Source organism: Nocardioides sp. NPDC057577 (genome assembly GCF_042801335.1).
Classification (GTDB): domain Bacteria; phylum Actinomycetota; class Actinomycetes; order Propionibacteriales; family Nocardioidaceae; genus Nocardioides.
In genome coordinates, this window is sequence record NZ_JBHVGB010000044.1 from 14,603 (window position 1) to 35,019 (window position 20,417).

The window sequence follows — 20,417 nt, forward strand, 5'->3', positions numbered from 1 at the left end:
CCGATTCCGGACCGAAATGACAGGTGGATCGCACCGGTGACCGCTGCCGACCAGACGACTCCTATGCCGGACGACAAGACCACAGACGGAGTCGAGTACGACGCGTCTGCCATCCAGGTCCTCGAAGGGCTCGAAGCGGTCCGCAAACGACCGGGTATGTACATCGGCTCGACGGGAGCCCGCGGCCTGCACCACCTGATCTGGGAGATCGTGGACAACGCGGTCGACGAGGCGCTCGCCGGCTACTGCGACACCATCAAGGTGACGCTGCGTGATGACGGCTGGGTGAGCGTCTCCGACAACGGCCGAGGCATCCCGACCGACACCGCGGCCGGCCAAGAGGTCCCCGCCGCGACCCTGGCGCTGACCGTGCTGCACGCCGGCGGCAAGTTCGGCGGCGGCGGCTACAAGGTCTCCGGCGGTCTGCACGGTGTCGGTTCCTCCGTGGTGAACGCGCTCTCGACCAATCTCCACATGGAGATCAAGAACCGCGGTCGCCTGTGGGAGCAGGAGTTCACCAGCGGCGTACCCGACTACGACCTCCGTGAGGTGCGCGCGCTCGAGGAGGGCGAGCGCACCGGCACCACGATCTCCTGGAACGCCTCGAGCGACATCTTCGAGTCGACCGACTACAACCTCGAGACCATCTCGAGCCACTTCCGTGAGACCGCGTTCCTCAACAAGGGGCTGCGCATCGAGCTGCGCGACGAGCGCCCGGAGGCCTCCGCCATCGCCGAGGCCGTCGAGGACGGGACGATCGAGTCCGACACCGACAGCGCCGACGAGCTGCACAGCTCCGGCAACGGCGAGCGGGTGCTGGAGCAGTCCTTCTACTACGAGCGCGGGCTGGCCGACTACGTCGACCACCTCAACAAGCGCAAGAACCCGGTCTCCAGCATCATCGCCTTCGAGACCGAGACCGACGACAAGGCGCCCAACCCGATGAGCGTCGAGATCGCCATGCAGTGGCAGGCGTCCTCCTACAACGAGTCGGTCCACACCTTCGCCAACACGGTCAACACCCCCGGCGGCGGGACCCACGAGGAGGGCTTCCGTGCCGCGCTCACCACCCTGGTCAACCGCTGGGGCGAGGAGTGGGGTCTGATCAAGAAGAAGGAGGACCGGCTCACCGGTGACGACATCCGTGAGGGTCTCACTGCGATCATCTCGGTGAAGATCGGCGAGCCGCAGTTCGAGGGCCAGACCAAGGACAAGCTCGGCAACACCGAGGTCAAGGGCTTCGTGCAGGGCGCCGTCAACGACCAGCTCGGCGCCTGGCTGGAGCAGAACCCGGCCGAGGGCAAGGAGGTCATCCGCAAGTCGATGGCCGCGGCCTCGGCCCGGATCGCGGCTCGCAAGGCCCGTGACCTGGCCCGTAACCGCAAGGGCATCGGCGGTGGCGGCGGCCTGCCCGGCAAGCTCGCCGACTGCCAGTCGACCAACCCCGAAGAGTGCGAGATCTTCATCGTCGAGGGCGACTCCGCGGGTGGTTCGGCGAAGTCCGGCCGCGACCCGCGCATCCAGGCGATCCTCCCGATCCGAGGCAAGATCCTCAACGTCGAGAAGGCCCGGATCGACAAGGTCCTGGCCAACCAGGAGGTCCAGTCGATCATCTCCGCGCTGGGCACCGGCGTGCACGACGACTTCGACATCAACCGGCTGCGCTACCACAAGATCGTGATGATGGCCGACGCCGACGTCGACGGCCACCACATCAACACGCTGCTGCTGACGCTGCTGTTCCGGTTCATGAAGCCGCTGATCGAGCAGGGCTACGTCTACCTCGCCCAGCCGCCGCTCTACCGCCTGCGCTGGAACAAGCCGGCCGAGCACGAGTTCGTCTACTCCGACGCCGAGCGTGACGCCGTCATGCGTGACGGCCTCGAGCAGGGCAAGAAGCTGCCCAAGGAGAACCCGGTCCAGCGCTACAAGGGTCTGGGCGAGATGAACGCCGACGAGCTGTGGGAGACCACGATGGACCCCTCGCAGCGGCTGCTGCTGCAGGTCACCCTCGAGGACGCCGCCCACGCCGACGAGATCTTCTCCATCCTCATGGGTGAGGACGTCGCGGAGCGACGCTCCTTCATCCAGCGCAACGCCAAGGACGTCCGATTCCTCGATATCTGAGTCTCGCCGAGCCCCTAGATACCGATAGACGCACGCAGAAAGTGAAATCGTGACCGAGACTCCTCCGGAAGGCTCCGGGCAGACCGCTGCCGGCGGCCGGATCGAGACCGTCGAGCTGCAGGCCTCGATGCAGTCGAGCTACATCGACTACGCGATGGCCGTCATCGTCGGCCGCGCGCTGCCCGACGTACGTGACGGGCTCAAGCCCGTCCACAGGCGCGTCCTCTACGCGATGTACGACGGTGGCTACCGTCCCGACCGCGGGTTCTCCAAGTGCGCCCGCGTTGTCGGTGAGGTGATGGGTAACTACCACCCCCACGGTGACACCGCGATCTACGACACCTTGGTCCGGCTGGCGCAGCCGTGGGTGATGCGCAACCCGCTGATCCACGGCCAGGGCAACTTCGGTTCGCCCGGCAACGACCCGGCCGCGGCCATGCGTTACACCGAGTGCCGGATGGCGCCGCTGGCGCTCGAGATGGTCCGCGACATCACCGAGGACACCGTCGACTTCGGCCCCAACTACGACGGTCGCTCCCAGGAGCCGGCCATCCTTCCGGCCCGGTTCCCCAACCTGCTGGTCAACGGCTCGGCCGGCATCGCGGTCGGCATGGCGACCAACATCCCGCCGCACAACCTGCGTGAGGTCGCCTCCGGCGCCAAGTGGGCGCTCGAGCACCCCGACGCGACGCGCGAGGAGCTCCAGGACGCGCTGCTCGAGCGGGTCAAGGGCCCCGACTTCCCCAACGGTGCGCTGATCGTCGGCCGCGAGGGCATCGAGCAGGCCTACCGCACCGGCCGCGGCTCGATCACCCAGCGTGCCGTGATCGAGGTCGACGAGGACAGCAAGGGCCGCACCAACCTGGTGATCACCGAGCTCCCCTACATGGTGAACCCGGACAACCTCGCCCAGAAGATCGCCGACCTCGCCGACACCGGCAAGGTCCAGGGCATCGCGGACGTCAAGGACAACACCTCGTCCCGCACCGGGCAGCAGCTCGTGGTCGTGCTCAAGCGCGATGCGGTCGCCCGCGTCGTACTCAACAACCTGCTCAAGCACACCGAGCTGCAGACCAACTTCTCCGCCAACATGCTGGCACTCGTCGACGGTGTGCCGCGCACGCTCTCGATCGACCAGTTCATCTCCAACTGGGTCGAGCACCAGATCGACGTCATCCGGAGGCGTACGGCATTCCGGCTGCGCAAGGCCGAGGAGGACGCCCACATCTGGCGCGGCCTGGTCAAGGCGCTCGACCAGCTCGACGCGGTCATCGCGCTGATCCGCTCCTCCCCCGAGGTCGACGACGCCCGCCAGGGCCTGATCCGGTTGCTCGAGATCGACGAGGTCCAGGCCAACGCGATCCTCGACATGCAGCTGCGTCGCCTCGCGGCGCTCGAGCGGCAGAAGATCGTCGACCGCCTCGCCGAGCTCGAGATCATCATCGCCGACCTCGAGGACATCCTCGCCAACGTGACCCGCCAGCGTCAGATCGTCATGGACGAGCTCGACGAGATCGTCGCGAAGTACGGCGACGACCGGCGCACCCAGATCATCGCGGCCGACGGCGACCTCTCCATGGAGGACCTCATCCCCGATGAGGAGCTGGTCGTCTCGATCACCCGCGGCGGCTACGCCAAGCGCACTCTCGCGGGTGAGTACCGCACCCAGAAGCGCGGTGGAAAGGGCGTACGCGGCGCCACCCTGCGCGGCGACGACGTGGTCGAGCACTTCATCTCGACCACCAACCACCACTGGCTGCTCTTCTTCACCACCGCCGGCCGGGTCTACCGGATCAAGGCCTACAACCTGCCCGAGGCGGCACGTGACGCCAAGGGCGGTCACGTGGCCGGGCTCCTCTCGTTCCAGCCGGACGAGTCGATCGCCCAGGTTCTCGCGATCCGCGACTACGAGCAGGCGCCCTACCTCGTGCTGGCCACCCGCTCCGGTCTGATCAAGAAGACGCGGCTCGGGGACTACAACTCGCCCCGCCAGGCCGGCGTCATCGCGATCAACTTCCGCGAGGACGACGACGAGCTGATCGGTGCCGAGCTGGTCAACTCCGAGGACGACATCCTGCTGGTCTCCCGTAAGGGCCAGGCGATCCGGTTCCGTGCCGACGACAACCAGCTGCGGCCGATGGGCCGGGCGACCTCGGGTGTCACCGGCATGAAGTTCCGGGAGAGCGACTCCCTGCTGTCGATGTCGGTCATCCGGGCCGAGCACGTCGCCGCCGAGATCGCGGCCGGGCTCTCCGAGGCCAACGAGGACACCGCGGACGTCGCGGCTCCCGTCTCCGGTGCCGAGTCGCCGGACGAGGTCAAGGAGCAGTTCGTCTTCACCATCACCGATGGTGGTTTCGCCAAGCGTACGAAGATCTCCGACTACCGGCTGCAGTCCCGCGGTGGTCTGGGCATCAAGACGATGGCCCTGGCCAACGCCGATCGCGGCGGTCTGGTCGGTGCGTTCATCGTGGTCGACGGCGACGAGATCCTCTCGATCACCGCGACCGGACAGGTCGTACGCAGCCCGATCAACGCCGACTTCCGGGCAACCGGTCGCTCCACCCAGGGCGTCAAGTTCGTCTCGCCCAAGAAGGGTGACTCGGTCGCCGTCGTGGCACGCTCCGTCGAGGCCCGCGAGGTCGACGATGACATCGTCACCGGGACAGAGGTTGCGGATGATGTAACAATCGGTGGAGACGACGAGCACGGAGCGTCGACCGAGACCACGACGGAAGATGAATCCTGATGACGGACCGCACCGCCGACCGCACGACTGGGGGAGTCGCGATGACCGAGCGGAACGAGACCGCAGCGCAGCCGGTGACCCAGCGGATCACGGACACGGTCGCCAACGCGGCCAGGCGCACCACCTCGGCAGTGGCCTCGACCGCCCGCACCTCCGGCCCTGCCGGCGCGGAGCGGGACGCGGTCAGCGGCTCCTCTCGCCGGGCCCGGTTGAGCCTGAGCCGGATCGACCCGTGGTCGGTCATGAAGATGGCCTTCCTGCTCTCGATCGCGCTCAGCGTCGTGGTGATCGTCGCCGTCTTCGTGATCTGGTCCGTGCTCGGTGCCGCCGGTGTGTGGGACTCGATCAACCAGGCGGTCCAGGACGTCGTCGGTGACTCCAGCGCCGGCTGGAACGTCCAGGACTACCTCGGCCTCGCCCGCGTCATGGGCTTCACCATGGTCGTCTCGGTCGTCAACATCGTCCTGATGACCGCCGTCGCCACCCTTGCGGCGTTCCTCTACAACATGGCTGCCGCGCTCCTGGGCGGCGTCGAGGTCGAGCTCACCGAGAACTGAGCCACACGCGCACCGAACCAAGGAGGGCAGGGGTCTCATTGAGGCCCCTGCCCTCCTACGTTTCAGGACTCGCTTCGTTTTGGTGGTGGCCTGTGCTGCCAGGTAATGTTCCTCTCGCCCGCTGGTAGGGGCTTCCACCCTCCAGTTGGCGCCTGCGCTTATAGCTCAGACGGTTAGAGCACCACACTGATAATGTGGGGGTCGGAGGTTCAAGTCCTCCTAAGCGCACAGCACTCGCCCTGGACTCCGGTTCGGGGCGTTTCTGCTTGTCAGACGTCTGTCGCCCGTCATGCCGGGAGCGACAGGTCCCGATGACGCAGGGCGAGGGCTCCGGCCACGCCCAGCACCACGCTGGTCACGGCCAGGCCCAGGATCGGGCCGTAGCTGATCGCGACGGCGGGCGCGTTCGGAACGTGGCTGAACGGCGAGAGGTCCGAGAGCCAGGCGGGAAGCCCCATGGAGGGGCCGAACATCGGGCCGACGGAGACACAGAACACCACCAGCAGCCAGGACAGACCGACGGACCACCGCGGCAGCACCATGACGACGGTGACGACGGCAGCACCGAGCACGCCGATGGCGGGGAGCTGAACGAGCGCTGCGCCGACCAGGTCGCGCAGCAGCGATGCGGTCCCGCCGAGCGCCTGCCCGCCCGCGACGCTCATCGCCGTGGCATAGACGAGCATCAGGGCCGTAGCCCCGACCAGTGCGTTCACTGCGTACGCACCCAGCCAGCGCAGCCGGGAGACGGCGGTGCCGAGAAGGGGCTCCACGGTGCCCTGCGCCTCGTCGTGTCGTAGCCGGAGCAGCAGTGTGACGACATAGATCGCCACGGCCATCCCGGCGATCTGCATCATCGACGCCCAGTAGGCGCCGAGCAGGTCGACACCGCCGCCGAAGGTCTCGTACCACTCCGTCGCCGCTCCTTCGAGACCCTCGATCCGGTCGCTCAGCGCCCCGAAGATCAGCCCGAACCCGAGCATGCCGACCGTCCAGCCCAGAAGGACACCACGCTGCAGCCGCCAGACCAGGCCGAAGGGACTCAGCAGCGCGGGACTCGCGTGCGCGGCGCCGCGCCGTTCGGGCCAGATCCCCCGGCCGACATCACGTCGGTCGATGAGCACGAGCGCCAGTCCGAAGAGCATGCCCGTGACGATCGCGCCCAGCGCCACCGGCCACCAGAGATTGTCGGCGAACGGTCTCATCTGCTGGCCCCAGCCGATCGGAGAGAGCCAGGCCGGCCAGGCGCTGCTGACCCGGAGGGCGGCGGAGTCCACGGTCCCGAGCATGTTGCCCAGAGCTGCGAACATGAACGACACCCCGAGAGCGGCGCCGGCGAACCCGATCGCGCTGCGGGCAGTGGATGCCAGCTGGGACGTCACCGCGGCGACACCGGTGAAGGCCACCCCTACGACAGCGATCGATGCGCCTCCCGCGAGCGATCCGGCCAAGGCCTGTCCGGCGACAGCCATGGCGAGGCCGAGCATCAGGGCCAGAACGGCGTTGGCGGCGAGGGTGACGACCACGGCTGCGGTCAGCGACGCGTAACGGCCGACGACGCCCGCTGCGAGCATCTCCTGACGGCCGAGCTCCTCGGCCTGGCGGGTGTGCCGGACCACCGCGAGCACGCTCATCATGGCGGCGAGCACGGCCAGGGTCAGAGCATCGCGGTGCAGGGTGTAGCCACCGATGCTGGCGCCGGTCACCAGGCCGAGCACCCGCATGCCCGGGTTCTCCACCACGATCTGGGTATCGGGCCCGAGCAGCTCAGGATGTGTCATGTAGTTGTCGTCGAACAGCGCGGTCGTGGCTGCCAGGAACGCCGCCATCCCCAAGATCCAGGCAGGAAGTACGATCCGGTCGCGCCGGAGCGCGAGCCGAACCAGACGTACGGTCCCGGTGAAGCCGCTCATCGAGTCGCCACCATCCCGGGGCCGCCGGTGCGGTCGTGAGCCGAGCCGTCCTCGCCGTAGTGCCGCATGAAGAGCTCCTCCAGGGTGGGAGGAGAGGTGGTCATCGACCGCACCTCCAGGTTGACCAGGCGCTCGAGCACCCGGTTCAGCTCGCCCGCGTCGACGCTGAACTCCGCGTGCCCGTCCTGGACGTGCGCGTCGTGGACGCCGACCCAGCGGGTCACCGACTCGATCGGCCTGGCGGTGTCGACGACCACCGACGTACGCGTGAGGTGGCGCAGCTCCTCGAACGTGCCGGACTCGGCGGCACGGCCGGAGCGGATGATCGTGACGCGGTCGCACAACGCCTCCACCTCGGAAAGGATGTGGCTGGACAGCAGGATGCTTCGCCCGGCCGTGCGCAGGTCCTGGACGACCTCCTGGAAGACGACCTCCATCAGCGGGTCCAGCCCTGAGGTGGGCTCGTCGAGCAGATAGAGCTCCACGTCGGAGGCGAACGCCGCCACCAGGGCGACCTTCTGCCGGTTGCCCTTCGAGTAGGCCCGGATCTTCTTGGTCGGGTCGAGCTGGAAGCGCTCGAGCAGGTCCTCCCGACGGGCCGAGTCGAGCCCGCCCCGCAGGTCGGCCAACAGGTCGATCACCTCACCGCCGGTGAGGTTCGGCCACAGGTTCACCTCGCCCGGCACGTACGCCAGCCGTCGGTGCAGCTCCACCGAGTCGCGCCAGGGGTCACTGTCGAGCAGGGCGACGTTTCCGGCGTCGGCGCGCAACATTCCGAGCAGGACGCGGATCGTGGTGGTCTTACCCGATCCGTTCGGTCCGAGGAAACCGTGCACCTCCCCCGTCTCGACCTTCAGATCGAGGCGGTCCAGGGCCCTTGTCCCGGAGCCGAAGTCCTTCACCAGTCCAGATACCGCAATCGCGCTCACCGACGTCACTTCCTCCACAGCCGCGTCCGGAGGTTCACATCCCCGATCTCGAGCACATCGCACCCCGGGGAGGAACCGGCAGGGACGAACGCCGCTCGTTGACGTGGCTTAGGTCTCTCCGTACCAGGGCGGATGACCACCGTCCGCCACTCAGAGCCGACTGGACGCGTCGTGGTCGTGGGTCGGAACGACCCGCATGAGGTGACGAGCCAGGTGCAGGCGGTGGAGGGTGGCGAAGGCGGCGTCGCGGTCCTCGTCGACGAGGTCTCCGGGGAAGGCCGGCTTCTGTCGGATCAGGTCGACCTGGTCGTAGTGCCAGGCGGCGTCGCCGGCGATCAGGACCCAGCCGGAGGCGGTCCGGGCGAGGACGCCGATGCTGCCCGGCGTATGGCCGGCGAGCTCCACGAGCAGGACGGAGCTGTCGCCGAACAGGTCGTGGGAGGCGGTGAAGGTCGCGACGGGCGGGCCGTCGAGGTCGTACGTCTCCACGGGCCGGCCATCGGTGAGGGCCGGGCGCACTCCGCCGACGGGCGGGCGACCGGGGCCGAGGATCCAGTCGCGCTCGATGGTGCGGAGGCGTACCGGGAGACCGGGAAGGTCCAGGAGTCCGCAGACGTGGTCCCAGTGGGCGTGGGTCGGAAGTGCGAAGTCCGGCTCGACCAGTGCCGTTCGCAGCGAGTCGATGGTGGCAATGGTGTCGGCCGGCGGTGTGACCAGGCGTCGCAGCATGGCCGGGAGCTCGCTCAGGGCTCGTTCGGGGGCGTCGCGGCAGTAGGACGGATCGACGACGAACGTCGCCTCCGGATGACTGATGACGAAGCAGGTCATCGCGTTGCGTACGCGCCGGCGGAGGCCGGCGCCTTCGATGAGGCCACCGGCGGGCAGGCTGCGCGGGACCTGAGGCATCGTGCTGACCGTCACCGTTCTGTCGCCTTGGGGCAGGCCGGCGTCGGTGATCGAGGAGAGCAGCCGTTGGTCAGGGCGGCGGGGACGCAGCAGGCCGCGGCCGAATCCACCCAGGGCTCCGACCAGCTCGCGGGCCGTCGGGGTGGCGGGAGTAGCAGTGGGATCGCTGGTCACACAGGGAACGTACCGACCACAGGACGGCGGGCCAACCGACCAGGGTAGGAACCGCGTGCGAACATCACCGTCATGACGAAGATCGACCTTCCGTTCGACCTCGATTCGATCCCGGGACGTACGCGCCGGTGGGTCAGGGGCGGGATGAAGCGCACCGAGAGGTGGGGGCAGCGGCTGGGTGGTCGCGTCGGCCCGCTCATCCCCAACACCCTCGCCACCGGTGGCGCACACGACTGGACGCCGCAGGGGCTGGGCTACGACCCCGAGACCAACCTGCTGGCCCAGAGCTACTACTCCCACGACAAGGGTTCGGCGCTGGTGCTGGTCGACCTGAAGAGCGGCAAGTCCGCGGCGGAGGTGCTGCTCGTGGGTTACAACGGAAAGGCGGGGCCCGGGCACGCCGGCGGCGTCGCGATCGACGGCGACGACGTCTGGGTCTCGAAGGGTGCGGGCGGCGCCGGTCGGCTCTACCGCTATTCGCTCTCGGCCATTCGCGAGGCGGCGAAGGGCGCCGAGGTCGAGCCGATCGAGGCGCCGGCGAAGGTGGCGGCCGGCTCCTACTGCCGGATCCGTGGCGATCGCCTCTACGTGGGAGGCTTCGGCAACCAGACGCTGTTCGCCTACGCGAAGGGCGAGAACGGCGAGTGGGACTTCGCCGAGCCGGTCGTCTCCACCACGACCCCGCCCAAGGTCCAGGGCGTCGTCGTGCGCCGCGACGAGTACGTCTTCTCCTCCTCGTTCGGGCGTCACCGCCCGAGCACCATCTTCGTCTGCGAGCGGAGGTCCGACGGCGGTGTCGGCGCGGTCCGGCGCAAGTTCAAGTTCCCGAACATGGCCGAGGCGATCGTCGAGGTCTCGGGCGAGCTCATCGCCACCTACGAGTCCGGCGCCTCTCCCTACAGCCGGCCCTCTGCGTACGGGTTCGGGCTGGTGACCGGCCGGATGTGGGCGAGCACCCACATGACCTGTACCCCCATCGCCTCCCTGGGCCTGGCGCCCGATCCCGAGGCCGGTTGATTTCGTACGCCTCAGGGCGGGCCGGTACGCTTTCCAGGTCTAACGGGCAGCAATGCTCACCACGACCCGCAGGAGATGACATGAAGAAGATCGTCCTCGTACTGCTGGCCGCGGCCGGCATCATCCTCGCCAAGAAGAAGCTCGACCAGTCGAACCCCGAGAAGGGTCACTGGGCCGCGGCGACCGACAAGGTGAACTGACCGACGGACACCCGTCCGGGGCGTTGGCGCAATTGGTAGCGCACCTGCTTTGCAAGCAGGGGGTTAGGGGTTCGAGTCCCCTACGCTCCACCAGGTCAGAGGCTGGTTTCCGCCTCGCGACCAGGCCGATTCGGCCAATACGCTGAGCCTGCTCAGACATCGTGGCCCCGCCGGATCGACGGGGCCACGAGCAGTAGTGGAGATCAGAACGTGCGTCGCACTGTGACCGTGGTGGTCTTGCCGCTTCGGATGTTCTTTGTGATCAGTACAGCCTTGGTGAACTTGTTGGTCCGCTGGAAGCCGGTGAAGCGGTGCCGGAACTCGCCGATGTTCGTGTCAACGCCAACGTTGACGACCTTCGACTTCTCCTGGAAGCCGGCCGGAGTCCACAGGCGTACGGTGAGTCGGTACTTGCCGATCCGGTTCGCCTCGCCCTCGACCCGGACGACGCCGGAGTCGCGGCGCACGGTGATCTGGGAGGACGGGCCCATGCCGATGACTCGGTTGGGGTTCTGGTCGACGCTTCCGACGCAGAGGACCGAGTAGTCGCCCGAGAAGTACAGGCCCATGACCGGCTTCGGCCAGGCGCGGGTGGACTTCGTGGTGTCGCGTACGACGCCGTCGACCGGGTGGAGCATCTCTGGCTCGGTCGACGGAAAGGATGGCTCGCTGTTGCCGACCATCGTGAATCCGGACCAGTTCGGCCTCTTCACGTCACGAATCACGGACGTTCCGATGGTGCCACCGGTGGGCGAGCGCCGGGCGCCGACGGTGATGACACCAGCGCCGCCCTGGCAGGCGCTTGTGACATTGACAGAGGGGGTGGTCGCTGCCTGCGCGGAACCGCCGAGTGACAGGGTCGCTGCCCCGAGTGCGAGAGCGGCGGCAGCAAGCGTGAACTTGCGGAGCATGGGGGTCTTCCTTCGAAGTCGAGGCGCGCTGCAACGTGCGGCGCGCCTGCATTGAAACACCCTGGCAGGTATCCGTCAGTGAATTCGGCACACAGAACCCCAACAGCGCTCGTAGAGCAGGGTTAGGTTCGAGTCCCCTACGCTCCACCAGAATCGAGGCTGCCGAGTGAGCATCAGCAGCGAGGTCTACACCGAGGTCTCTCCGACCCGTGAGGTCAACGAGGATTTCGTGCTCGTCGGGCAGGACTTCGTCATCGTGCTCGACGGGGCGACGCCGGTCGCCGGGCTCGAGAACGGCTGCATCCATGACGTGCCGTGGCTGGTGCGCCAGCTGGGTCTCCGGCTGGCTGAGGGAATCACTGCGCCGGACAACGCCGATCTGGCCAGCATCCTCGAGCGCGCGATCGAGCAGGTCTGCGACGCTCACGCCGACACCTGCGACCTCGACGACCCCAACAGCCCGTCCTCGACGGTTGCCCTCCTGCGCGTGCGCGGCGGACGGGCGGACTATCTGACCCTCGCGGACTCGTTCGTCGTGTTCCGGATGGCCGATGGCAGCATCCGTCAGATCACCGACGACCGGCTCGACCACCTCGACGACTACTCGGTGGCCGCGTTCGGCGCGGCACGCAACACCCCCGACGGGTTCTGGGTCGCCAGCACCGTGCCGGAAGCCGCTCGCCATGCCGTCACCGGCAGCATCGACCTCGGCTCGCAGCAGGTCCGCTCCATCGCCGTACTGACCGATGGGGCTGCGACGCTCGTCGAGCGCCACGGCCGGACCTGGGACCAGCTGCTCGACATCCTCGACATCGGCCCGGAGGAGCTGGTGCGGCGTACGCGAGAAGCCGACGAGGTCGCCGCCACCGGGTTTCACGGGAAACGGCACGACGACGCTACTGCCGTGCTCTGCCGCCTCGTCGGCAGCGTGTGACCTCAGGCACGCGGGGCTCTCGGCCTGGTCAGCCCGGCGTCGGGATCATCCTGTCGAGAACGGTGTGCAGGTGGTCGCGGAACCGGTCCAGGGTCGCTGCGTCGTCGGTGGCGACCCGGTTGCCGGCGGCATCGATGATGCCGGCCCGGGCGAAGGAGTGCGCGGTCCACACGATGGTGAAGACGAGCATCTCGACGTCGACGTCGGCTCCGATCCCGGCACGTGCCAGGGCGGTCCGCACTGCGCCCGCGACCTCGGCGATCAGCGGTCCGGCGAGGTCGCTCTCGAACTCGATGAGGTCCTTGCCCTCCGAGAGCCAGCGTCGCATCCACAGCGCCGGAACCTCGCGGTGCTCGAGGCAGAAGGCGAGGTACGCATCGACGAAGTCGATCAGTCCGGCCAGGGTCTCGGCAGGGGTCGGGCCCGTGGACTCCAGGTGCTTCAGTGCGTCGAGGACGACCGCGCGCTGGGCCTCGTGGGCGCGGCGCATGACCTCGCGATAGAGCTGTGGCTTGCTGCCGACGTGGTAGGCGACGGTGGCGATGTTGAGCCCGACGGCGTCCGCGATCGCGCGGGTGCTGGTGGCGTCGTAGCCGCGCTCCGCGAACAGATCCGTCGCGGCGACCAGGATCCGCTCTCGACTGTGGGTGTCGTCGGCGCGCTGGCTCATGGTCCCGAGGATAACCATCTCCATCACTTGTTGGAGAAATCCTCGGAAGAGCCTTGTCCTGCTCTCCATCATGCGATTGACTGACGCCCGATCAGATACCCAGGAGGGCTCATGGACATCACCGACGTGGCGGTGATCGGTGCCGGCGCGGCCGGCCTCACCGCGGCGAAGGCGCTGCTCGAGGAGGGCCTGTCCGTCACCGTGCTCGAGCGTGGCGACCGTCCGGGCGGGCTGTGGGCACGGGACAACGCGAGCGGCCTGTCGCCCGCCTACGACAGCCTCCACCTCAACACCAGCAAGGGCCGGACCGAGTTCGTCGACTTCCCGATGTCCGTCGACTGGCCCGACTATCCCTCGGCGGACATGATCGCCGGCTACCTGAGGTCCTATGCCGACGAGCACGGGGTGACCGAGCGGATCCGCTTCGGCACCACCGTCGTCGGCGTACGCCGCACCGGCGACGGGTGGGAGGTGACCTCGACCGGCCCGGACGAAGCGTCGACCACCACCGACGCATTCGACGCGGTCGTGGTCGCGAACGGCCACAACTGGGACCCGCGCTGGCCGTCGCCTGCCTACCCCGGTGACTTCGCCGGGCACCAGATGCACGCGCACGACTACCGCTCGCCGGACGTCTTCGCAGGTCAACGGGTGCTGGTGGTCGGGATGGGCAACTCGGCGATGGACATCGCCGTCGACGCATCCCACGTCAGCGACGGGCCGGTCCTGCTCTCGGCGCGGCACGGGACCCACATCGTCCCGAAGTACCTCTTCGGCCGTCCGGCCGATGCCACCGGGGCTGCCCTCGCGCGGCTCCCCTGGCGTCTCCGGCAGCGGATCGCGGAGACGATGCTGCGGGTCGCGGTGGGGCGGCCGGAGGCGTACGGGCTGCCGGCGCCGGCGGGCGGACTGTTCCAGAACCACCCGACGATCAGCGACACGATCCTGCACCGGCTGACCCACGGCGAGGTGGTCGCGCGGCCGGGGATCGAGCGCTTCGACGGTGCCACCGTCAGGTTCACCGACGGGAGCACGGACGAGGTCGACGTCATCGTCTGGGCCACCGGCTACCGGGTCAGCCTGCCGTTCCTCGGCACGGAGTGGACGGGCGAGGACCCGGAGTCGATGCCGCTGTTCATGCGGGTCTTCCATCTCGAGGACCCGACGCTCGCGTTCACCGGCCTGATGCAGTCGACCGGGGCCGCGCTGCCGGTCGTCGAGGCTCAGGCCAAGCTCGTCGCGGCCTGCTTCAGCGGCCGCTACGGGCTTCCCGCCCCGGCCGCGCAACGTGCCGCGGTGACCAAGGCGTACGCCGCGGCGCTGGCGCGGTGGGGCGCGAAGCGGCCGATGATGCGCATCGACTTCGACCAGTACGTCGCCGCGGTCCCGCGGGAGATCGCGTCCGGCACGGGCCGCGTCGGCCCGGCCCGGAACCCGTCCGTCACCAGCGAGGAGTCGCGCGCATGAGCAGGCAGAACCGGCAGGACGTACGCGGCAAGCGGGTCCTCATCACCGGAGCCTCCGGCACCATCGGCCGCGCGCTGGGCGCCCGCCTGGTGGCCCAGGGGGCACAGGTCGTCGGGCTCGACATCCGCCCGACCGGCGACGAGCTCTACCCGGTCGTCGCGTGCGACGTCACCGACGACGCGAGCGTCACGACCGCGGTCGCGGAAGCCGTCGGGCAGTTGGGCGGAGGGCTCGACATCCTCGTCAACAACGCAGGCATCGGCGGCCCGGCGCCCGCGGAGCTGCCTCCCGGCGAGGAGGTACGCCGCCAGCTCGACATCAACCTCGTCGGCACCTGGCGGGTCACCGCGGCCTGCGTCGACGCGCTCGTCGCCGACCGTGGCCGGGTGGTGATGGTCGCCTCGCGGATGGCGGTGCTGCAGCTGCCGCTGGCTGCTGCGTACGGCGCCTCCAAGCGGGCGATGGTCGCCTATGCCGACGCGCTGCGCCACGAGCTCGGCACCCATGTCGGGGTCACCTGTGTCTATCCGTCGGCGGTGCGCAGCCCGATCCACGACTCGACCGCGGCCGCGGGGCTCTCCCTCGAGGGGATGAGCAGCTACGAGCCGCTGGAGGGTGTCGTGGACGCGATCGTCCGTGCGGCCATGTCGACCCGCGTACGCCGCGACGTCACCACCACGCGCAGGGGAGCGCTCGAGTTCTTCATCGCCCGCCACCTGCCGGCCGTGTCGGACCGCATCGTGCGGCGCACCCTGGCCGAGCGGGCGCGGGCCGGCGCCTTCGACGGTGCCGACCTCGCCGTCGGCGTCGTGCGCCGCCACCGGGAGATGGCATGACCACGCTGCCGGCGGTGCGTCGCGCGCGCGTCGGCACCCTGTCGGAGTACGGCGTCGGCTCGGTCGGGATGGGCGTATGGGTGACCGTCCCGGGCCTGCTGCTCCTCTACTTCCTCACCGACGTGCTGGGTGTCGCGCCGTTCCTGGCCGGCCTGACGATCCTCGCGCCGAAGGTGATCGACGTGATCGTCCACCCGCTGCTCGGCTCGCGCTCGGATCGCGAGGCCGTACGGCAGGGACACCGACGCTCGATGATGACCCGTGGGGCCCTGCTGGGCGTCGCGATGGCCGCGCTGTTCGCCGTTCCCGGTGGCCTCGAGGGCTGGTCGGCCGCCGCCTGGGTCTGCTGCTGGCTGGTCGTCGGCAACCTGCTCTTCGCGAGCTTCCAGGTGCCCTACCTGACGACGGCGTCCGATCTCGACATCGACTACCACGAGCGCACCCGCGTCTTCGTCTACCGGATGGCGTTCCTGACCGTCGGGCTGCTCGGCGCGGGGGTGATCGCCCCGGCCCTGACCGCCTCCGGCAGCCGCGCGGCGTACGCCCAGATGGCCGTGGCCCTCGGGGTCGTCATCGTGATCACGGCGTTCGTCGCCATCCGAGGGGTCCGGCGGCTCACCGCCGAGTGCGGGGTGCGGCCTCCGGAGACGGGGTCGGCGCACTCGGTGCTCGACGACCTCCGGGTCGCGTGGCGCGACCGCAACTTCCGGTTCCTCGCGCTGTCCTACCTGCTGACGGGTACGACGACCCATCTGTTCCTGGCCGCGCTGCCCTTCGTGACCGACCACATCTTCGACGACAAGAAGCTGACGGCGCTGCTGATGGGCCTGTTCCTCGGACCGGCGCTGGTCGCGGGGCCGGTCTGGCGGGCGGTGTCGCGCCGCATCGGCAAGCAGCGCGGGCTGCTGCTGTGCCAGTCCATCTTCGTGGTGGGCTCGCTGGTCCTTCTGGCCGGCGCGGCGGTCGGGATCGCGGTCACCGCTCCCGCGGTCGTCGCGCTCGGCGTCGCGTTCGCAGGCCTGCAGCTGTTCGCGTTCTCGATGGTCCCCGACGCCGTGGACGCCGCCCGCTCCGCCGGGGTCTCCCGTGCGGGCGCCTACACCGGTGCCTGGACGGCGACCGAGGCGCTCGGCACCGCGCTCGGGCCCTACCTGTACGCCGGGGTCCTCGGCCTCGGTGGCTTCGTGTCCGGCACCGCCGGCGAGCACATCATCCAACCGCACTCGGCGCTGGTGGCCGTGGTCGTCGGGTTCACGATCGTGCCCGCCGTCCTGATGAGCGGCGCGATCCTGCTGCAGCGCCGTTACGAGCTCGACTCGACCGCGTCCTGAAGCAGGGCGGCGTACGCCGGTCGCAGCTCCTCGGACCGGGCCATGACCCGCTGGACGACGACGGCAGCGTCCTCGTCGGCCGGCGGTTCCGGCGCGTCGAGGACGCCGGCGAGGTGGTCCAGGCAGACGTGCCAGCCGACGGCGGAATCGGTGTTCCCGGTGGGACTGCCGAACCAGGTCACGAAGGTGAGGCGGGTGCCGTCGTCGGTGGGCTCGAGCTCGAAGCGGAGCAGGTCGGTCAGCTCCTCGCGGCCGTCCATCCCCCAGGTGAACTCGAAGGTCCGGGGCGGGTCCCAGACCCGCAGCTCCCCCTCCGAGACGTAGCTGTCCGGGTCGACCCCCATCTCCTCGATCGCGTCGGTGGTGCTCGCCAGCTCCAGGCCCTCGGGCCAGAACGGGAGACTCAGCCGCGCTCCGGCAACACGCTCCCCGACGATGTCCGTCGGGAACCAGTGCCGCAGGCCGTCCGTCTCGGTCAGGGCCCGCCACACCTTCTCGGGTGAGTGGCGCAGCTGGCGTACGTAGCGAAGGCCCGCCTTCTCGCCGTCGCGGAGCACCTCGCCCAGGGGTTCGGTCGTCTCGGTCATCTTTCAGTCCTCCTCGTGGTCGTTGAGCTGGTCCAGGTGGCGCTCGAGGGCGTCCAGGCGGTCGGCCCACATCCGGCGGAACGGCGCCAGCCACTCCTCCAGCTCGCGGAGCCGCTCGGGACGCAGCCGGTAGTGACGGCGCGGTCCGTCGACGCGTACGTGGACCAGGTCCGCCTCACCCAGTGTCCGCAGGTGCTTGGACACGTTCGGCTGGGCGAGCCCGAGGGTCTCCACCAGCTCGCTCACCCCCATCTCGCGCTGGCAGAGCAGGTCGAGGATCTGCCGACGGGTCGGGTCGGCGATCACGCTGAAGACGTCGCGGGCGGGCATGGATCCAATATGCCTTAATCGGAATATGCCTGTCAAGGCATGTGCTTCAGCGCAGCATCAGACCGCGATCGCGATCAGCGCGACCGCGGGCAGGACGGAGGCGGCGACGGTTCCGCGGATGCTGCCGCCGCGTGGGAGCCAGTAGCCGAGGGCGTCGGCGATCCCCATGAACAACGAGGCGAGCAGCATGTAGAGGCAGGTGACGACCACGACGGTGATGCCGGTGGACTCGTCGCCGAAGTTCACCATCCAGAGGCCGACGAGCGTGCCGATGCCGGCGAGAGCGTTGCGGGCGCCGATGCAGAACGACCACAGGTGGACGTTGCGGATGCCGTTCGGCTCGATCCCGAGGAACCGCTGGACCTCGGGGCGGTGGATGAAGAAGGCCTCGAAGGGGAAGACGGCGATGAGGATCAGGGCGGAGATGCCGGCACTGAGCTGAGCGACTGCGTTCATGTGAACCTGCTCGGGACGGGCCTCGGCGCGCGAGGCTGTGGAGATCGTGGAAGCAACACGCGTCCGGCGGAGCCCCGTGAGCAGACGGTCGTCTGGACACCGGAGAGCGGTATGATAGTCAGTCTTGCTGACTATATTGAGCAGGGTGCCGCACAGTGTCAAGGGGGTCAAGGGGGTCTAGGGGTTCGATGGACGTCGCAACTCTCATGCTCATCGCCTACCGGGCGATGGACGAACGGGTCATCTCCGCGATGCGGGACGCCGGCTACGACATCACCGTCGCGCAGGCCCGGCTCGCCCAGCGGATCGCCGAGGACGGCTCGCGGCTGGTCGATCTGGCCGAGCAGGCCCAGGTCACCAAGCAGACCGCGAGCGTGCTGGTCGTGGCGCTGGAGCGGGAAGGGCTCGTCGAGCGGGTCCCGGACCCGGTCGACGGTCGGGCGCGCCTGATCAGGTTCACGGCCGCCGGGCAGGACGCCGCTGACCGCGCTCGCGAGGTGGTGATGGGCGTCGAGCAGGAGTGGAACGATCACCTCGGCCCCCGCCTGGCCTCAGCCCTGCGGGAGGCGCTCACGTCGCTGCGCGAGCTCGTCGATCCGTACCGGTGAGGTCAGCCGATCGTGGCCGTCAGCAGGACGATCCCGACGATGTAGAGAACGACCGAGAGTACGCCGCCGGCGACCACGACGAGAACGGCGAGCTTCTTGCGGGCCAGGCGGACGATCCCCCAGATGCCGAAGACGAGCCAGCAGATCCACGGGGTGAAGACCATGACCGCGACGCCGATGTTCATCATCGTGTAGTTGCAGGTCTCGAAGCACCCATCGCTGGCCATGATGGAGAAGGCGCCGAAGAAGCTGGCCATGACGCTCGCGCCGAAGCCGAGCACGATCAGGACGATCGTCAGCACCACGTCGGCCGTCGAGCCACCGAACCCTGCCGTTGTTCTCGGTGTCGTCCCCGGTGGCGTCATCGCTGTCATGGTGCTCAGGATAGGGGTCGGAACGGGCCGCGTGAGTCTTCGAGAAACCGCGCCAGACGGGCAAATTGCTGGTAACTGGCAGACCGCAAGGGAGATACATTCCCTAAACAGGTTCACGGCGATTGCGCAAGGGGCCTAATACCTATCGTCTCGATATTTGGACCTATCACTCGTTTGAATTCCGTACGGCGGAACAAAGTGGTCTCGAACTTAGGAAACCCTTTGGTGCGGGCGCCAGAAAACGCTTCTGACGAACCCCTCCACCGCAAAGTCCGAGAGGTCAATGTCGTGGGCGCAGAGTCCGTAGTCACCCGGGTCGAGATGACCCCAGCAGAGTCCCAGGCCGCAGCCGAGCTGTCGGAGTCGTTGCTCGCCCGGTTCGAGAGCCCGGTCTCTTCGGAGTTCCTCGAGACCGCGCCGTTCCTCGGCGGTGAGCTTCCCGACAGCGTCGCCAAGGCGATCCGCGCATTCCGCTACGGCGATGCGACCGACGCCCTGGTGGTCAGTGGGCTTCCGGTGACCGCCGGCCCCACCCCGCCGCACTGGAACCACCCCGACGCCCAGGCGCCGCACATGGCCGACTTCTGGCTCGCGCTGATCATGGCTCAGCTCGGTGACGCCGTCTCCTGGTCCTCGCTGCAGGGTGGCCAGCTGGTCAACAACATCCTGCCGATCCAGAAGCAGGAGAGCCTGCAGACCGGGCACAGCAGCGACGTCGTGCTCGACCTGCACATCGAGGACGCGTTCAGCAACCTTCGCTGTGACCACCTCGGACTGATCGCTCTGCGCAACGAGGACATGATCCCGACCACCGCGGTCGGCATCAGCTCGATCGACGTGACCGGCCCTGAGTACGCTCCGCTGTTCGAGCCGCGCTACGTGATCCACCCCGACGACGAGCACCTGCGCAATCTCCGCGAGGCCGGCGTCAACGAGGCCGAGCTGCTCGCCGCGCCGACCGCGGTGCTCTCCGGCTCACCCCAGGCCCCCGACGTCCGTCTGGACCCGCCCTACATGGCGGCTCTGCCGGGCGACGTCGAGGCCGACCGGGCGCTCCAGCTGCTCATCATGGAGCTCTCCGCGAACGTCGAGGACGTCGCGTTGGCCCCGGGCGAGATCCTCATCGTCGACAACCACCGTGCGCTGCACGGCCGCAAGCCCTTCACGGCTCGCTACGACGGCACCGACCGTTGGCTCCGCCGCCTCACGACCGTCAAGGACCTGCGCCGCAGTCGGGTCGCTCGGTCCGAGGCCTCCTCGCGGATCATCGACCCGGTGCTCGAGCCTCTTCCCGCATCCCTTGAGCTCACAGGCGCTGGTCGCTGACGCTCGGGATCAAGG

General features: G+C 68.7%; 20 protein-coding genes and 2 tRNA genes. 13 read left to right on the top strand and 9 right to left on the bottom strand.

Annotated elements, in window-relative coordinates; all coding sequences use genetic code 11:
- Nucleotides 1-63 precede the first annotated feature (63 nt).
- The 4 genes from gyrB (at nucleotide 64) to ACFU7D_RS11655 (ending at nucleotide 5,661) form a co-directional block, all read left to right on the top strand.
- Entirely contained in the window at nucleotides 64-2,127 is a 2,064-nt protein-coding gene (gene gyrB, locus ACFU7D_RS11640) for a DNA topoisomerase (ATP-hydrolyzing) subunit B (RefSeq protein WP_378867212.1), read from the top strand.
- Nucleotides 2,128-2,176: 49 nt separating this feature from the next.
- On the top strand, nucleotides 2,177-4,876 hold the full coding sequence (gene gyrA / locus ACFU7D_RS11645; protein WP_378867164.1) for a DNA gyrase subunit A: 2,700 nt from the start codon (nucleotides 2,177-2,179) through the stop codon (nucleotides 4,874-4,876).
- The gene (locus ACFU7D_RS11650) at nucleotides 4,876-5,433 is read left to right on the top strand and encodes a DUF3566 domain-containing protein (RefSeq protein ID WP_378725113.1); all 558 of its coding nucleotides are present in this window, start codon (nucleotides 4,876-4,878) and stop codon (nucleotides 5,431-5,433) included. Before gyrA ends, ACFU7D_RS11650 begins: the two co-directional genes overlap by 1 nt.
- Before the next feature lie 154 nt (nucleotides 5,434-5,587).
- Nucleotides 5,588-5,661 (top strand) — tRNA-Ile (locus tag ACFU7D_RS11655).
- A gap of 59 nt (nucleotides 5,662-5,720) precedes the next feature.
- Here the strand turns inward: ACFU7D_RS11655 and ACFU7D_RS11660 are convergent.
- From ACFU7D_RS11660 to ACFU7D_RS11670, 3 genes are all read right to left on the bottom strand, one after another.
- Complete coding sequence (locus tag ACFU7D_RS11660; RefSeq protein ID WP_378867167.1) at nucleotides 5,721-7,346, bottom strand: ABC transporter permease; 1,626 nt, start codon at nucleotides 7,344-7,346, stop codon at nucleotides 5,721-5,723.
- On the bottom strand, nucleotides 7,343-8,275 hold the full coding sequence (locus tag ACFU7D_RS11665) for an ATP-binding cassette domain-containing protein (protein WP_378867170.1): 933 nt from the start codon (nucleotides 8,273-8,275) through the stop codon (nucleotides 7,343-7,345). The genes ACFU7D_RS11660 and ACFU7D_RS11665 overlap by 4 nt, the downstream gene beginning before the upstream one ends.
- 150 nt (nucleotides 8,276-8,425) lie before the next feature.
- Nucleotides 8,426-9,355, bottom strand: a complete 930-nt coding sequence (locus tag ACFU7D_RS11670) for an MBL fold metallo-hydrolase (protein ID WP_378867173.1) — start codon at nucleotides 9,353-9,355, stop codon at nucleotides 8,426-8,428.
- A 72-nt stretch (nucleotides 9,356-9,427) separates the two neighbouring features.
- Between ACFU7D_RS11670 and ACFU7D_RS11675 the strand changes: the two genes are divergently transcribed.
- The 3 genes from ACFU7D_RS11675 (at nucleotide 9,428) to ACFU7D_RS11685 (ending at nucleotide 10,665) form a co-directional block, all read left to right on the top strand.
- The gene (locus ACFU7D_RS11675) at nucleotides 9,428-10,372 is read left to right on the top strand and encodes a hypothetical protein (RefSeq protein WP_378867176.1); all 945 of its coding nucleotides are present in this window, start codon (nucleotides 9,428-9,430) and stop codon (nucleotides 10,370-10,372) included.
- A gap of 80 nt (nucleotides 10,373-10,452) precedes the next feature.
- Entirely contained in the window at nucleotides 10,453-10,572 is a 120-nt protein-coding gene (locus tag ACFU7D_RS11680) for a DLW-39 family protein (RefSeq protein WP_218131262.1), read from the top strand.
- Between the two features lie 17 nt (nucleotides 10,573-10,589).
- Nucleotides 10,590-10,665 (top strand) — tRNA-Ala (locus ACFU7D_RS11685).
- A 110-nt stretch (nucleotides 10,666-10,775) separates the two neighbouring features.
- Here ACFU7D_RS11685 and ACFU7D_RS11690 read toward each other — a convergent pair.
- Nucleotides 10,776-11,483, bottom strand: coding sequence for a hypothetical protein (locus tag ACFU7D_RS11690; protein ID WP_378867179.1), 708 nt, complete (start codon nucleotides 11,481-11,483; stop codon nucleotides 10,776-10,778).
- A gap of 166 nt (nucleotides 11,484-11,649) precedes the next feature.
- Here ACFU7D_RS11690 and ACFU7D_RS11695 point away from each other — a divergent pair, with 166 nt between their 5' ends.
- Nucleotides 11,650-12,417, top strand: a complete 768-nt coding sequence (locus ACFU7D_RS11695) for a protein phosphatase 2C domain-containing protein (protein WP_378867182.1) — start codon at nucleotides 11,650-11,652, stop codon at nucleotides 12,415-12,417.
- A 28-nt stretch (nucleotides 12,418-12,445) separates the two neighbouring features.
- Here ACFU7D_RS11695 and ACFU7D_RS11700 read toward each other — a convergent pair whose 3' ends face one another.
- A complete protein-coding gene (locus ACFU7D_RS11700; RefSeq protein ID WP_378725098.1) occupies nucleotides 12,446-13,087 on the bottom strand; it encodes a TetR/AcrR family transcriptional regulator in 642 nt (213 codons plus the stop codon).
- 111 nt (nucleotides 13,088-13,198) lie between these two features.
- Here ACFU7D_RS11700 and ACFU7D_RS11705 point away from each other — a divergent pair, with 111 nt between their 5' ends.
- The 3 genes from ACFU7D_RS11705 to ACFU7D_RS11715 are packed head-to-tail and all read left to right on the top strand — an operon-like array spanning nucleotide 13,199 to nucleotide 16,721.
- Nucleotides 13,199-14,554, top strand: a complete 1,356-nt coding sequence (locus ACFU7D_RS11705) for a flavin-containing monooxygenase (RefSeq protein WP_378867185.1) — start codon at nucleotides 13,199-13,201, stop codon at nucleotides 14,552-14,554.
- Nucleotides 14,551-15,390: an SDR family NAD(P)-dependent oxidoreductase gene (locus ACFU7D_RS11710; RefSeq protein ID WP_378867188.1), complete on the top strand. Its 840-nt coding sequence runs from the start codon at nucleotides 14,551-14,553 to the stop codon at nucleotides 15,388-15,390. The genes ACFU7D_RS11705 and ACFU7D_RS11710 overlap by 4 nt, the downstream gene beginning before the upstream one ends.
- Complete coding sequence (locus tag ACFU7D_RS11715) at nucleotides 15,387-16,721, top strand: MFS transporter (RefSeq protein WP_378867191.1); 1,335 nt, start codon at nucleotides 15,387-15,389, stop codon at nucleotides 16,719-16,721. Before ACFU7D_RS11710 ends, ACFU7D_RS11715 begins: the two co-directional genes overlap by 4 nt.
- Here the strand turns inward: ACFU7D_RS11715 and ACFU7D_RS11720 are convergent.
- From ACFU7D_RS11720 to ACFU7D_RS11730, 3 genes are read right to left on the bottom strand one after another with little or no spacing between them, the layout of a single operon-like run.
- Nucleotides 16,694-17,308 (bottom strand): SRPBCC domain-containing protein, encoded by a 615-nt coding sequence (locus ACFU7D_RS11720; RefSeq protein ID WP_378867194.1) that lies wholly within the window; start codon nucleotides 17,306-17,308, stop codon nucleotides 16,694-16,696. The two genes, ACFU7D_RS11715 and ACFU7D_RS11720, sit on opposite strands and share 28 nt — an antisense overlap.
- 3 nt (nucleotides 17,309-17,311) lie before the next feature.
- Nucleotides 17,312-17,638, bottom strand: coding sequence for an ArsR/SmtB family transcription factor (locus ACFU7D_RS11725; protein ID WP_378867197.1), 327 nt, complete (start codon nucleotides 17,636-17,638; stop codon nucleotides 17,312-17,314).
- 57 nt (nucleotides 17,639-17,695) lie between these two features.
- Nucleotides 17,696-18,094, bottom strand: coding sequence for a DUF1304 family protein (locus tag ACFU7D_RS11730; RefSeq protein ID WP_378867200.1), 399 nt, complete (start codon nucleotides 18,092-18,094; stop codon nucleotides 17,696-17,698).
- Between the two features lie 188 nt (nucleotides 18,095-18,282).
- Between ACFU7D_RS11730 and ACFU7D_RS11735 the strand changes: the two genes are divergently transcribed.
- Nucleotides 18,283-18,702, top strand: coding sequence for a MarR family winged helix-turn-helix transcriptional regulator (locus ACFU7D_RS11735; RefSeq protein ID WP_378867203.1), 420 nt, complete (start codon nucleotides 18,283-18,285; stop codon nucleotides 18,700-18,702).
- Between the two features lie 2 nt (nucleotides 18,703-18,704).
- Here the strand turns inward: ACFU7D_RS11735 and ACFU7D_RS11740 are convergent, their stop codons facing one another.
- Entirely contained in the window at nucleotides 18,705-19,076 is a 372-nt protein-coding gene (locus tag ACFU7D_RS11740) for a hypothetical protein (RefSeq protein WP_378867206.1), read from the bottom strand.
- 288 nt (nucleotides 19,077-19,364) lie between these two features.
- Here ACFU7D_RS11740 and ACFU7D_RS11745 point away from each other — a divergent pair, with 288 nt between their 5' ends.
- A complete protein-coding gene (locus ACFU7D_RS11745; RefSeq protein ID WP_378867209.1) occupies nucleotides 19,365-20,402 on the top strand; it encodes a TauD/TfdA family dioxygenase in 1,038 nt (345 codons plus the stop codon).
- Nucleotides 20,403-20,417: the final 15 nt, after the last annotated feature.